Below are 13,937 nucleotides of genomic sequence, written 5' to 3'. Positions count from 1 at the left end.
ACGACCATGCCGCAACTTCCAGAAATCACCTCAACCAGAGGTTGAGGGTTTCACGGGTTGTCAGCGTGTCGTCGGAGCGTGCGGAGCCGAGACGTCATAGACGCTGGCTTCCTGACTCAGCAGCACCGAAAGCACCCGGGCCTTCACCTGGGATTGTTCCGCACTACCCCACACGACGGTGTCACCGTCGGACAACTGGATCTCGATTCGATCCACGGCCGAGGCCTGGAGCAGTGCGACCCGTTCCCCCAACACCGGTACCACGGCGGAGACCACCGTGGCCACATCTTTCAATAGGCGCTGATCGGGGGCCGTGATACTGGCCGTGACGATCCCCTGCGCCGTTTCTCCTCCCTCGTGGAACACCACACCGTCCGCATCGACCCAGCGGGCCACACCCTCGTCCATCCACACGTAGGCGAGAGTGCGCTCGGTGACGGTGATCTCGATGGTGTGCGGAAAACGTCTCTCCACACGTACCTCGGCCACCGGCGCCAACGCAGCGACGCGAGCGCGAATGGCGTCCACGTCCTGTGTGGCGAGCGGGCCGCCGAGCTCGACGGCAGCGGCGTCGGTGACCTGCTGCTCGGTGAGCAGCGACACACCGTTGATCCTGACCTCGGTCGCTGCGAGCACCGACGAGAACCAGACCAGCCACGTGGCGATCCCGACCAGCAACGCCACCAGGAGCCCGGACCCCAGAATCACCCAACGGGCCCGGCGCCGCTTGCGGAGCTTGGTCTGCAACGCCTTCGCGAACTCACCCGGGGCGTTCGTCAACGGTTCTGCGCCTCCGGACGCCGGGCCAGGAGAGGTGCCAGCAAAGGACCCACGATCGTGACATCACCACATCCGAGGGTGATGATGAGGTCTCCGGGACGAGAGATCTCGTTCAGGGCCGCGGGGAGGTCATACTTGTCCACCACGTAGACCACGTCACGAACTCCGTGCCGCCGGGCGGCATCCACCACGAGCTGGCCCGTGACCCCTGGGATCGGATCCTCGCGATCGCCACAGACATCGTTGATCACCGCGATGTCGGCGAGGGTCAACACCTCGCCGAACTCCTCGTGGAAGTCCGCGGTCCGGGAGTACAGGTGGGGCTGGAAGCAGGCGATCAGCCGCCCTTCGAGTCCCGTGTCGTCGTTGCCGACCTCGGTGGCGTGCCGCGCGGCGGTCAGGGCCGCCCGGATCTCCGTCGGGTGGTGGGCGTAGTCGTCATAGACCCGGATCCCGGCGGTGTCGGTGATGAGCTGGAACCGGCGCAGCGTTCCCGTGAACCGCCCGAGCGCCGCCAGCGCCTCCTCGTGCCCGAGACCGAGGACCCGGCCCGCCGCGTAGGCGGCCGAGGCGTTGGACAGGTTGTGGTTGCCCGGCACCTTGAGCCGGAGCACACTCGTCTCGTCCCCGTATCGGAGGGTTCCGGTGATTCCCTCCCTGACCGGGCGGGCATCCGTGACCCGCACGTCGGCGTCCTCGGCGAATCCGTAGCGGATCACCTTCCGATCTTCGGCACGGAGCCTGTCGGCCAGCGCGCGGGCGCCGGGATCGTCCACGTTGATGATCACCCACTCGACGGTGGGGAGGGTCGCGAAGGTGTGGTATCCCTCGGTGTAGGCCTCCGGGGTGCCCCAGTTGACCAGGTGATCGGGTTCGACGCTGGTGATGATCGCGATCCGGGTCGGGTACTGGAGGAAGGACCCGTCCGACTCATCCGCCTCGATGACGAAGGCATCCCCCGTGCCTATGTCGGAGCTGACCCCGGTGGCCGCGAGCTTCCCTCCGATGACGTAGCTGGGATCTGCTCCGGCCTGTTGCAGCATGACGGCTGTCATGGCCGTGGTGGTGGTCTTGCCGTGGGTGCCGGCTATCGAGACCCCCCGCTTGCCCAGCATGAGGGCGGCCAGCGCCGCCGAACGATGCCAGACCCGCAGTCCGCGGCGGCGGGCCTCCGCGAGCTCCGGGTTGTCCTCACGGATCGCGGAGGAGATCACCACGGTCCTGGCATCACCGAGCTGGGATGCGTCGTGGCCGACGTAGCAGGTGATCCCGGCCTCCCGCAGGGATTCCAGCGTGGCGGATTCGGACCGGTCGGATCCGCTGGTGGGGATGCCGAGCTTCGCGTAGAGCCGGGCGATGCCGTTCATCCCGGAACCGCCGATGGCTATGAAATGAACGGGACCGACCTCGGCGGCGGGCTGGACCTCGATGGGGGTGAGCAAGCTCACGATGCCTCTTCTCCTCGAACAACGTTCACGGCGGCCCGCGCCAGGACGTCGGCGGCGTCCGCGGGCGAGTGAGGGCGAGCCAGCTCGGCCATGCGAGCCAGCTTCTCCGTATCCGTGATGGTGGGGATCACCAGGTCCGACAGTTTATCGGCGCTGAGCTCGGCCTCGGGAAGCAGGATGCCCGCCCCGTCCGCCACCAGGCCTGCAGCGTTTCGGGCCTGCTCACCGTTGCCCCATGGCAGGGGAATGAAGATCACGGGCAGTCCCAGGACCGCCGTCTCCATGACGGTGCCCGCCCCGGCCCGCCCGATCATCAGGTCCGCGGCCAAGTAGGCCTCGACCATGGCGTCGACGTAGGCGACCGGGATGTAGCGCGCCCCGTTCCCGGACTCGATCACGACATCCGCGTCCGTGAAATTCTTGGCTCCCAGCACGTGCAGCACCTGGATCCCGGCGTCCAGGATGGCCGGAACCGCGGCCGAGAGCGCCTGATTGATGGCCCGCGCGCCCTGGGAGCCCCCGCTGACGAGAAGCGTGGGCCGACCGGGGTCCAGTCCGAAACGCTCCCTGGCCTCGGCCCGGGTGATTCCGGGTCGCGTGATGGTGCGGTTCATCGGCATCCCGATCCGTCTTCCGCCCCGGATTCGGGTATCGGGGAAGGTGTAGCCGGTGAAGGCAGCGAACCTGGCCGCCACCTTGTTCGCGATGCCGACCACGAGGTTCGCCTCGTGTACGAGAACCGGGACCCGCATGGTGCGGGCGGCCAGATAGGCGGGAATGGCGACGTAGCCGCCGAACCCGATCAGCGCCTGGGCCTTCGCCCGGCGCAGGATGGCACGTGCTTCCCGCACGGACTGGGTCAGGTTCCAGGGCAGCTTCACGAGGTCGAGGTTCGGTTTCCGCGGCATGGGAACGGGGCGGATCAGCTCCAGCTTGAGCCCGGCCTGCGGGATCACCCTGGTCTCGAGCCCCTTGTTCGTCCCGATGCAGGTGATCTCCACCTCCGGATCCAGTTCGGCAAGCGCCTGGGCCGTGGCGATGAGAGGGGACGTGTGCCCTGCGGTGCCACCCCCGGCGAGTACGACGCGGGTCATGAAGTACCTCCTGCGGCGAGCACACTGGTCATGCGTGGGCCCGCTCCGCGGCGCCGGTTCTCGAGGTAGGCGCGGGCACTGGGGGTGTCCCGGGCGCAGGACAACAGAACGGCGACGGCCAGCAGATTGGCCATGAGGGCGGAACCTCCTGAGGAGATGAAGGGTAGCGGGACGCCGAGGACGGGCAGCAGGTTCATGACGACCATTATGTTGACGATCGCCTGGAGCAGGAACCATGCGGTCACACCGGAGGCAGCGATGCGATTGAACAGCTTGTCGGACTTGAGCGCCACCTGGAAACCGCTGCGCATCAGGAGGGCGAACAACCCGATCACGAGCAGCACCCCGAACAAGCCGAGCTCCTCACCCAGCACCGCGAACACGAAATCCGTGTGGGCGCCGTCCTTCAATCCACCCCATTTCTGTTTGCCCGCCCCTAGCCCCAGGCCCCACCAACCGCCACTGGCCAGTGCGTACAGAGCAGAAAGGGGCTGGGATGCCAGGTCGGGGTTCGCCTGCGGATCGAAGAAGGCCATGAAACGCGCCATGCGATTCTCCGAACCCATCACCAGCACCAGCACGACACCGACCGCCGCCAGCAGCGACGGCACCAGGATCCGCAGCGAGGTCCCGACGAAGAACAACAGGGCGAAGATCATGGCGCCAAATATCAACCCGGTGCCGAGATCCCGCCCGGCGAGGATCAGCCCCAGCATCGCCAACGCCCCCGGGATGAAGGGCAGCAGCAGCTGGGCGGGTTCCTCCAAGCGGCGACGTTTGTTGTGGAACAGGGCGGCTGCCCACAGCACCAGGACCAGTTTCGCGAACTCCGAGGGCTGGATGGTCAGCAGACCACCGATCCGGATCCAGTTGCGGTTGCCATTGGTCTCGTATCCCAGCGGGGTCTGGACGAGTATCAACCCGATCATGGCGGCAACCCACGCGGGAGCCGCGAGTTTTCGCAAGGTCTCCGGTTTCATACGGCTGACGGGGATCATCAGGAGCAAACCGACGATCAGGAAGATGAGCTGGCGAATCATGTAGTAGTAGGGGGATTCGCCCTGGAAGAGGGCGATCACCGACGACGACGACAACACCATCATCTCCCCGATGGCCGTGAGGATGACCGTCGCGAAGATGATGAGATGGTGATCGGCCATCGGGGACCGGGTCAGTGCACGCACCATGGTGCCGGACGACCGTCCGGCAGAGGGCGCTTTGGCCATTGGCGTGCCTAACTGCTCGGTGCCTGAAGGCTCCGGACCGCGGCGGCAAAACACTCTCCGCGGTCGTCGTAGCCCGTGAACATGTCGAGCGAGGCGCTTCCGGGGCTCAGGAGCACCGCGTCGCCCTCGCGGGCAAGACGCGCCGCGTGGGAGACCACCTCGTCCATCACCCCATGGTCGCTGCTGTCCAGGATGATCACCGGAACATCGGGCGCGTGTCGGGACAATGAGTCAGCTATGACCTGCCGGTCGACGCCGATGAGAATCGCGGCCCGGATCCGGTCACGATGAGTGGTGATCAGATCATCGAAGCTGGTTCCCTTGGTCTGACCGCCCGCCACCCACACGAACGACGGAAAGGCCTGCATCGCCGAATCCGCCGCGTGCGGGTTCGTCGCCTTCGAGTCGTCGATCCAGCGCACACCGTTGATCTCTGCCACCTCCGCGATGCGGTGCCCCGCGAGTCGCAGGTCGTGAAGCCCCTGGGCCACGGCCCTCGCCGGAACCCCTAGGCTGCGCACCAGCGCGGCCGCGGCGCAGGCGTTGGCGACGTTGTGTGGGGCGTAGGGTTGCACGTCGGTGACCTTGGCGAGTTCCAGCGCGGAGCTGTGCCGCTGGGGGACGAAGGCGCGATCGACAATCAGGCCGTCCACCACACCGACCATGGAGATCGCCGGGATGCCGGTGGTGAAACCGATGGCCCGGGCCCCTTCCGTGACCTCGGCCTCCTCCACCAGGCGTTCGGTCTCCGGCTCGGCCACGTTGTAGACGCAGGCGTTCGTGACCCGTTCGAAGATCCTTGCCTTGTCGGCCACGTAGCGTTCGTACCCGCCGGGTCCGTCGTAGAACTCGAGGTGATCCTCGTGCAGGTTCAGCACCGCCGCGGAGTGGAGGGCGAGGGTGTGCACCCAGTGCAGCTGGAAACTGGACAGCTCGACCACCAGCGCGTCGTAGGGTTCGTCGTCGAGAATGGCCTCCACGATGGGGCGGCCGATGTTCCCGACCGCCGCCGCCCGCATCCCGGCGGCCCGGAGCATGGACTCGGCCATCTGGGTGGTGGTGGTCTTGCCGTTGGTTCCGGTGACCCCGAGCCACGGAATCACACGGTCGGGCTGCTGCATCCGCCAGGCGAGTTCGATGTCCCCCCACACCGGGATCCCGCGGGACAGCGCCCGGGTGAGCAGCGGGGCGTCGGGCCGCCACCCCGGGGATGTGACCACCAGGTCCGTGTCCCCGGGCAGCTCGGCGGTTACCCCCTTTCCGAGCCGCACCGTGGCGTCGAGGGTCTCCAGAATGGCCGCCTTGTCGGCGTGGGCCGTCGACTCGTCGAGGACCGTGACCCGTGCACCGAGCGACAACAGCCCGTCGGCCGCCGAGTACCCCGAGACGCCAAGACCCGCCACGACGGCGTGCACCCGGCTCCAGTCACTCAGCCGATTCGCCGTCAACAGGAACTCCCTCACTGACCAACCACCCATTCCGCGTAGAAGATACCGACACCGATGGCAACGCACAGGCCGCAGATGATCCAGAACCGGATCACCACCGTGACCTCCTGCCACCCGAGAAGCTCGAAATGGTGGTGGATGGGCGACATCTTGAAGATGCGTTTGCCCTTCGTCGCCTTGAAATACCCCACCTGGAGCGCCACGGAGCCGGCCTCCATGACGAACAGGAAACCCATGATCACCAACAGCAGCTCCGTGCGGGTCATGATCGACAATCCCGCCAGGGCCGCGCCGATGGCCATGGAGCCGGTGTCGCCCATGAAGATCCGGGCGGGTTTGGCGTTCCACCACAGGAAGCCGAAACAGGAACCGGCGAGCGCTGTCGAGACCACCGCCAGGTCGTACGGGTCACGCACCTCGTAGCAGAGGGGACCGACGCTGGAAACTCTTCCGCACCACTGGTTGAACTGCCAGATGTTGACCAACGAGAAGGTCGCGAACACCAGTGTCGCGCTGCCCGCGAGCAGCCCGTCGAGACCGTCGGTCAGGTTGGTGGCGTTGGGCCAGGCCATCAGCAGGAAGACGATCCAGATCACGGCCAGGAAGAACGGGAGGTGCAACCAGGGCAGGTCGCGCAGGAAGGACACGAACTCCGATGCGGGGCGGAGTCCGCGTTCGTCGGGGAAGTTGAGAGCCAGCACCGCGAAGACCCCGCCGATCGCGAATTGCCCGATCAGCTTCCCCCTCGGGGTGAGTCCCAGGGAGCGTTCCTTGGATATCTTCGCCCAGTCATCCAGGAAACCCAGGAAACCCAGGGCGGTCATGACCCCGACCAGCAGCACCCCGGAGACCGTCACCGATTCCCACAGGATCAGATGGGCCAGGAAATAGGACAGCACCACGGATGCGATGATGACGACACCGCCCATGGTCGGGGTACCGCGCTTGGTCAGGTGCTCCTTGGGGCCGTCGTCGCGGATGAACTGACCGTACTGACGCCGGGTCAGGAACTTGATGAACTGCGGGGTGACCAGCAGGGTCAGCAGGAGGGACAGACCGCCCGCCGCCAGGATAGTTCTCACTTGGGGACGCCTCCGATCCGTTTCGTCACGGCGTCGGCCACCAGCTCCAGACCCACGCTGCGCGAACCCTTGACCAGGAGAAGATCTCCCGGTGCGAGCTCCAGCTGCGAGGCCTCCTCACGGGTGGCCACCCGGGCCTCGATTCCCCGTTCGCGTGCCGCTTCCGCCACGATCCCGGCGTACTCCCCGACCGAGACCACCTCGTCGATCCCGAGGTCAGCGGCCAGCGCCCCGGCCTCGGCGTGCAGTCTCCCCGATTCGGGGCCGAGTTCGAGCATGTCCCCCAGCACTGCAACGGCGCGGGCCCCGGGATGGCGCCCACGCTGCCCTGCGATCAGGCGCGCAGCGGTCCGCAAAGCGGCGGCCATCGAGTCAGGGTTGGCGTTGTAGGCGTCGTTCAGGATGATCCGATCCTGATCACAACGCACCAGTTCCATCCTCCAGTCCGAACGGGGCTCGGCGGCCGACAGGGCCCCGGCCACCTCGGGGACGGTCATGCCAACCGCCAGCCCTGCGGCGGCCGCGGCCAGGGCGTTGGACACCTGGTGCCGGCCGATCACACGGAGCGACACCGGAGCCGATGCGGTTTCCCCGTCCCGGGTGACGGCCAGCGTGAAGGTGGCCCGCGCGGAATCGTCGCTCGCGACGTCACGGGCACTCACCAGCAAATCCCCTGCGGGAGGCTCCCCCTCCCCGAACCAGGCCACCCGTGCCGCGGTCGTGTCCCGCATCGCGCGGCAGGCCGGGTCGTCGGCGTTCAACACCGCCCATCCCCCGGATCCCAGTCCCGCAATGATCTCCGACTTCGCCCGGGCGGTCCGCTCCACCCCGCCGAACTCGCCCACGTGGGCACGCCCGACGTTCAGGACCACCCCGACGTCGAGGCCCACCAGTGATGTGAGCCACTCGATGTGCCCGATCCCCCGGGACCCCATCTCGCTGACGAGGAACTGCGTTGTCCCATCGATCCGGCATGCCGTCAGTGGCACACCGATCTCGTTGTTCCGATTTCCCACCGGCGCCACGGTGGCGCCCTTCGCCTCGAGCACCTGTGCGAGCAGATCCTTGGTGGAGGTCTTCCCGGATGATCCCGTCACCCCGATGCTCGCCATTCCCCGAGCACGCTCTTCCCGCACCAGGCCCCGCGCAAGCCACGAGAGCCCCTGCACGGTGTCCTCGACCAGGATGTGGGGAACCTCGGCCTCGGTCACGGAACTGCCGAGCACCGCTGCGGCCCCAGCGGCCACGGCCTGCGGGGCGAAGGCATGACCGTCGACCCGGGCGCCAGGAATGGCGACGAAAAGACTGCCGGGAGTGGCTGCACGATTGTCCAGCACCACATCGGGACCGACCACGGTGTCATCACCCACCACCTCGACGGCCGCTGGCTGCATCAACTCCACCAGCTCGCTGAGCCGCCTCGCCCTCATCGACCACTTCCTTCCATCCGTCGCCAGGTCTCGAGAGCGACCACGGCATCGTCGAAGGCCACGATCCGATCGCCAATCTGCTGGCCCTGTTCGTGTCCCTTCCCGAGAATCGCCACAACACTACCGCGCCCTGCTGTCGTGAGCGCCAGCCCGATCGCCTCACCCCTTCCCCCGACCTCGATGACCCTGGCCCGCGATTCCCCGGTTCCTGCGAGCACAGCGGCCCGGATGTCGGCCGGCTCCTCGGTTCGTGGGTTGTCATCCGTGATGATCAGAACGTCGCTGCGTTCAGCCGCGGCACGTCCCATCAGGGGACGTTTGTCCGGATCCCGGTCCCCACCACAACCGACAACGGTTATCACCTCGCTGAATCCCTGGAGCGCATCCAGGGTTGCCGCCACGGCCTGCGGGGTGTGGGCAAAGTCCACGACCACGGTCGGGGCCGCCTCGGGCAGCGGGAGCACCTGCATCCGCCCGGGGACCTGCGCCCGCGCCAGGCCCGGAAGCGTGGCCTCGACCGGGATCCCCGCGCGTTCGAGCATCGCCGCGGCGATGGCCGCATCCACCATGTTGTGCCAGCCGGGTAGCGCCAGTTCCACCGTCATCCCCCCCGATGCGGTGCGCAATTGCGCACGCCCACCCAGCGGAGCGATCGGTTCGTATCCCGTCAGCCTGTAGTCGGCTTCCTCGCACGTGCCGACCGTGGCCAACGGAAGACCAGTTCCTCGGACCCTGTCGGCGATTCGGCGGCCGTGTTCGTCGTCGATCCAGACCACGGCAGCCCGGGTGTGCTCGGGGGTGAACAGCGAGGCCTTGGCCTCGAAGTACTCCTCCATGTCGCGGTGGAAGTCGAGGTGATCCCGCCCCAGATTGAGGAAGGCCGCCACCTCGAACCTCAGGGCATCCGCACGCGACATGGCCATGGCGTGGCTTGACACCTCGATCGCCACCGCTTCCGCACCCCGCTCCCTCATCAGCGCGAGCAAGGCCTGGAGATCCGGTGAGTCGGGTGTGGTCACTGTGGAGCGACCTGATGGCAGTGCCACACCGCCGAGACGGAAACCGAGCGTCCCGATTGTCCCGACACGCCGTCCCGTGGCGGCAAGCGTGGCCTCCAGCAGGGCGACCGTGGTGGTCTTGCCGTTGGTGCCCGTGACCCCGAAAAGTTCCAGCTCGCTCGCGGGTTTGCCGTAGACGCGGGCACTCACCTCGGCCATCGTGGGACGCAGTCGTTCGCTGACCAGCACCGGAACACCGGCTTCCTCCGCGATCCGGGCCCCATCCGGGTCTGTCAGTACGGCGACGGCTCCCTGTTCCACGGCCTGCATGCTGAACACTGCTCCGTGGGCATGGAACCCCGGCAGGGCAACGTAGATGTCGCCCGGGCGCACCAGGCGCGAGTCGAGACAGACCCCCGTCGTGAAAATGGACCCGGTCTCACCGGACACACCGAGCCCGGCCACCACTTCCCGGATGGCGACGGGGGAAACGAACTCCGGCCTGAGCGTTCTCACTCCCACTCCAGTGGCTCCTTCGGCGCAGGGGTACTCGAAGGAGCCACGTTGTACCTGGGCAGCGCCATCTGGAGAACGTTGTTGACCACGGGTAGGGCCAATTGGCTTCCGAGATTGCCGTTCGTTGGCTGATCGAGCACGACGTAGACCAGCAACTGAGGATTCTCCGCCGGAGCAATCCCGACGAACGACGAGGTGTAGCCGTTGTAACACTTGCAGCTGGAGTCGTAGCGCTGAGCGGTACCGGATTTGCCCGCGGTGCGATATCCGGGAATCGCCCGCTCTGAGCTGACGCTCGTGATGACAGATTCCATCATGTTGACCACCATGCCAGACGCATCCTCCGAGATCACGCGGCGCGATGCCGGGGTTGCCAGCGCGATCGGGGTTCCGTCAGGGTTCGTGGCGGAGTGGATGATCCTCGGCTGATGGTAGGTGCCACCGTTGACGACCGCGGAGAGCGCTGCCCCCATCTGCACGACCGAGACGGACAGTCCCTGCCCGAAGGAGATCTGGTCGCGCGTGTAGTCGGCCATGTCCGCTCCTGGAAGAGAGCCGGCGGTTTCCGCGGGCAATCCCGATCCCGGGGCCGAACCGAGCCCGAACGAAGTCAGGTACTCGTGCAGTTTCGCCTTGTCCATCTGACGGGCGAGCTTGATGGTGCCGATGTTCGAGGACTGCGCGACCACGCCACGGGCGGTCAGTTTGAGCCTCCCGTGTTCGAAGGAATCCGTGACGGTGCCGCTCCCGGATGCAATGCTGGCAGGAACGTCGACCTTCGTGTCAGGAGTCACCAACCCCGAGTCCGTCAGGGCTGCCATGGTCAGTACCTTCTCCGTGGAACCCGGCTCATAGGCCTCGGTCACCGTGCGGTTGCCGAGGTTCCCGGCATCAGTGGCACCGGGGTTGGCAGAGTCGAAGGAGGGCGCCGTCGCCAGAGCCAGAATTTCTCCGTTGTTCGGGTTCATCACGAGAACCGAACCGGTTTTCGCACCGGCCTTCGCAATGCCATCGGCCAGTGCCTGCTCCGCGAACCACTGCAGGTCGGCGTCCAGTGTCAACGAGTAGCTCGCGCCGTTCACCGGCGGGGTGAGAACGCTGGTTCCCAGCGGGATGCGACCGTAGGTCGAACGTTCGTAGACCTCCTGTCCAGGAATCCCGGTCAACTGCGGGTCGAGCAGCCCCTCGAGTCCCGCGGCTCCTTTCCCCTCCCCGTTGACGAAACCGACGACGTTGCTGGCGAGCGTCCGGTTCGGGTAGGTGCGCAGAGGGTCGCTCTCGGCGAAAAGGCCGTACCAGCGGCGCTTGCCGTCCCCGTCAATACCTTTGCGCATGTCATTCTCGATCTCGGTCCAGGTGGCCGCCGGGACGTGCCTGGCGATTTCCGCGTACCTGACTCCCGTGGCCGACAGGATCTCCAGGTACCCGGACTCGTTGCCACCCAGATGCGTGGCGAGGATTTTGGCCACGGCCTTCGGAGCGGCATCGGCCTCCTCCTGTTTCTTCGCGCTCATCGGATAGCGTTTGTCCGCCCCGTTGCTCTGAACCATGTCCGGGTCGGCCGTGATGTGCATGGCCGGCTGGGTGGTGGCGAGCACCACCCCGTTGCGGTCGGTGATGGCACCACGTTCGGGCAACAGTTCCCTGGTGTTCTGCATCTTCTCCGCGGCCTGGGCGGCAAAACTCTGGGCCTCGAGGGCCTGCAGTTGAACGGCGCGTCCGACGCAGACCATCACCAGCAGCAACAGGGCCATCATGAACGCGCGGATACGCATGCTGGAGCGTCCGAGGGGCAGCTTCCAGGAGCGGCGCCTCCTGTGACCGGCCGGGCGGCGGCTCACCGCTCACCTTCCCCTGTTCGCGAAGACGCCTCCCCGGTCGGCGCAGGTGGCGTCTGGGGAGCAGCCGGCTCCGACGCGGCAGGGGCTGGTGTCTGTAGAGGTCCTGGCCGCTCGGTCAGATAAGGCGCCTCATCTCCCTTCACCTGCTGAGGCTGCCCCACAATGGCTCCGTTTGAAAGATCGACAAAAGCAGGGAAGGGGTTCGGTACCATTCCGAGTTCCGCGGCCCGAAGAGCAAGCGATCCGCTGCTGGAGACGCCCTGAAGCTCCGTGCGGCGGGCCGCCACCTCGTAGGACAGCTGTGTTGCTTCTCGTCGAAGGTTTGAAAGATCGCGGGACTGGGCACCGACCTGCGTGGTCACGACCATGACGAAAACCATACCCACCACCACCAGGGCGGCCAGTATCAGGAGGAACCCGAACGTGGAGACACGGGCCTTGACCGGAGGAACGAGCCGCAGCCGGGGACGCGAGGTCTCCCGGGTCGTTTGCTCGATTTCGGCGGCAAGCGCACTCAACTATGCCTCCTTGACTCGGGCTGCGGCACGTAGCCTGGCGGATGCCGCACGCGGGTTCGACTGGACCTCCTGTTCCGAGGGCCGCTCGGCCCCCCGGGTCAGGAGTGTGAAACGGGGCTGCATGTGCTCGGGGACGATGGGCATGTCCCGCGGCGTCCCGTCGGCGGCCAATGCCGCGAGGTGCCGTTTGACGCGCCTGTCCTCCAGTGAGTGATAGGCCAGCACAGCGATCCGCCCCCCCAGCGCAAGAGAATCGGTCGCGGCAGGCAGGAACTTCTCCAGGGCTCCCAGCTCATCGTTGACCTCGATCCGGAGAGCCTGGAAGGTTCGTTTGGCAGGATGCCCCGGGGAGCGCCTGGCCGCGGCCGGGAGGGCACCCGAGATGACGTCCACCAGGCGACCTGACGAGCTGAAGGGTTGCTTCTCCCGTTCTTGAACGATCGCGGCGACGATTCGTTCCGCAAACCTCTCCTCGCCATGGCTTCGGAGAATCCGCACGAGTTCCACCGGGGTGGCGGAATTGAGCAGGTCCGCGGCGCTACGCCCCTCCCCCCTGCTCATGCGCATGTCGAGGGGAGCATCGACCCGATAAGCAAATCCCCGCTCCTCGCGCTCTATCTGCAGGGAGCTGAGCCCGAGATCGGCGAGCACCGCATGCACCTGGCCGACACCGAGATCGGTGAGGACCTCCGGCAGTTCGTCGTAGACGGCCTTGACGAGGGTGACCCGTTCCGCGAACGATGCGAGCCGTTCCCGGGCCACGTCCAGGGCGTCCGGGTCACGGTCGATACCGATGAGCCGCGCTGACGGGGCTGCCGTCAGAATCGCACGGGCGTGACCGCCGAGACCGACGGTGCAGTCGACGTAGACGGCGCCGGGCGGAACGAGGGGCGGAAGCAACAACTCGACCACACGGTCGAGCATGACCGGATCGTGGATGTCATCGCCGGTCGTCATGATTCGCCTCCCTCCTGTTTGTCTCGTCGATTCATCTGCTCACGTCCCCCGAACCAGAGGTTCCCTCACCGGAATCGCACCTGGCCTCGGGGAAGGAAGGCCAGGGTCAACCCCGGTGACGGACCACCACCTCGGGGATCTCACTGCCCCAGCTGGGACAGCAGCTCCGCGTCGAGTTCGGCGAAACCGGATTCCTGCTCCGCCTGGTACTCGGCCCAGTGCTCGGCGTCCCAGATCTCGGCCCTGTTCATGGCGCCGATCACCACGACGTCGCGTTCCAGACCCGCGTAGGCGCGAAGGATCGGGGGGATCGTGATCCGCCCCTGCCGGTCCGGAACCTCGAAGCTGGCTCCTGCGGTCAGCATGCGCTGGTAGTCGCGAACCTGCTTCAGCGTGGAGGGTGCGGCACTCACGGGAGCCATGAGCGCCTCGAACGTGTCCTTGGGATAGATGGCAAGTGCTCGTTCCTGTGCACGCGTCACGACGAGTCCCCCCCCGAGCGCCTCCCGAAACTTCGCGGGAAGGATCAAACGCCCCTTCTCGTCCAATTTCGGCGTGTGCGTGCCAAGGAACAACCGGAAACCCCCTCTCCTCCACAA

At 66.6% G+C, this 13,937-nt stretch carries 12 protein-coding genes; all 12 read right to left on the bottom strand.

From position 1 onward, the window contains the following. Window positions 1-60: 60 nt before the first annotated feature. Window positions 61-780, bottom strand: coding sequence for a cell division protein FtsQ/DivIB (locus tag E0E39_RS05395; RefSeq protein WP_130873810.1), 720 nt, complete (start codon window positions 778-780; stop codon window positions 61-63). Next, window positions 777-2,228 carry a UDP-N-acetylmuramate--L-alanine ligase gene (murC, locus tag E0E39_RS05390; RefSeq protein ID WP_130873809.1) on the bottom strand — a complete coding sequence of 484 codons (1,452 nt, stop codon included), beginning with the start codon at window positions 2,226-2,228 and terminating at the stop codon, window positions 777-779. The genes E0E39_RS05395 and murC overlap by 4 nt, the downstream gene beginning before the upstream one ends. Next, the gene (gene murG, locus E0E39_RS05385; protein ID WP_130873808.1) at window positions 2,225-3,322 is read right to left on the bottom strand and encodes an undecaprenyldiphospho-muramoylpentapeptide beta-N-acetylglucosaminyltransferase; all 1,098 of its coding nucleotides are present in this window, start codon (window positions 3,320-3,322) and stop codon (window positions 2,225-2,227) included. Before murG ends, murC begins: the two co-directional genes overlap by 4 nt. Continuing rightward, window positions 3,319-4,509, bottom strand: coding sequence for a putative lipid II flippase FtsW (ftsW, locus tag E0E39_RS05380; RefSeq protein WP_165444651.1), 1,191 nt, complete (start codon window positions 4,507-4,509; stop codon window positions 3,319-3,321). Before ftsW ends, murG begins: the two co-directional genes overlap by 4 nt. A 47-nt stretch (window positions 4,510-4,556) precedes the next feature. Continuing rightward, the gene (gene murD, locus E0E39_RS05375; RefSeq protein ID WP_130873806.1) at window positions 4,557-6,026 is read right to left on the bottom strand and encodes a UDP-N-acetylmuramoyl-L-alanine--D-glutamate ligase; all 1,470 of its coding nucleotides are present in this window, start codon (window positions 6,024-6,026) and stop codon (window positions 4,557-4,559) included. Further along, window positions 6,008-7,078: a phospho-N-acetylmuramoyl-pentapeptide-transferase gene (gene mraY / locus E0E39_RS05370; protein WP_130873805.1), complete on the bottom strand. Its 1,071-nt coding sequence runs from the start codon at window positions 7,076-7,078 to the stop codon at window positions 6,008-6,010. The genes murD and mraY overlap by 19 nt, the downstream gene beginning before the upstream one ends. Then, on the bottom strand, window positions 7,075-8,508 hold the full coding sequence (locus tag E0E39_RS05365) for a UDP-N-acetylmuramoyl-tripeptide--D-alanyl-D-alanine ligase (protein WP_130873804.1): 1,434 nt from the start codon (window positions 8,506-8,508) through the stop codon (window positions 7,075-7,077). The genes mraY and E0E39_RS05365 overlap by 4 nt, the downstream gene beginning before the upstream one ends. Further along, the gene (locus E0E39_RS05360) at window positions 8,505-10,028 is read right to left on the bottom strand and encodes a UDP-N-acetylmuramoyl-L-alanyl-D-glutamate--2,6-diaminopimelate ligase (RefSeq protein ID WP_130873803.1); all 1,524 of its coding nucleotides are present in this window, start codon (window positions 10,026-10,028) and stop codon (window positions 8,505-8,507) included. The genes E0E39_RS05365 and E0E39_RS05360 overlap by 4 nt, the downstream gene beginning before the upstream one ends. Further along, on the bottom strand, window positions 10,019-11,797 hold the full coding sequence (locus tag E0E39_RS05355; protein WP_130875633.1) for a peptidoglycan D,D-transpeptidase FtsI family protein: 1,779 nt from the start codon (window positions 11,795-11,797) through the stop codon (window positions 10,019-10,021). Before E0E39_RS05355 ends, E0E39_RS05360 begins: the two co-directional genes overlap by 10 nt. Window positions 11,798-11,859: 62 nt before the next feature. Continuing rightward, the gene (ftsL, locus tag E0E39_RS05350) at window positions 11,860-12,381 is read right to left on the bottom strand and encodes a cell division protein FtsL (protein ID WP_130873802.1); all 522 of its coding nucleotides are present in this window, start codon (window positions 12,379-12,381) and stop codon (window positions 11,860-11,862) included. Then, complete coding sequence (rsmH, locus tag E0E39_RS05345) at window positions 12,382-13,338, bottom strand: 16S rRNA (cytosine(1402)-N(4))-methyltransferase RsmH (protein WP_130873801.1); 957 nt, start codon at window positions 13,336-13,338, stop codon at window positions 12,382-12,384. Window positions 13,339-13,478: 140 nt separating this feature from the next. Next, window positions 13,479-13,913: a division/cell wall cluster transcriptional repressor MraZ gene (gene mraZ / locus E0E39_RS05340; RefSeq protein ID WP_130873800.1), complete on the bottom strand. Its 435-nt coding sequence runs from the start codon at window positions 13,911-13,913 to the stop codon at window positions 13,479-13,481. Window positions 13,914-13,937 lie beyond the last annotated feature (24 nt).

Source organism: [Pseudopropionibacterium] massiliense (assembly GCF_900607225.1).
Classification (GTDB): Bacteria; Actinomycetota; Actinomycetes; order Propionibacteriales; family Propionibacteriaceae; genus Arachnia; species Arachnia massiliensis.
The sequence above is the reverse complement of the archived record's forward strand: the minus strand, read 5'-3'. Positions and strand labels throughout refer to the sequence as shown.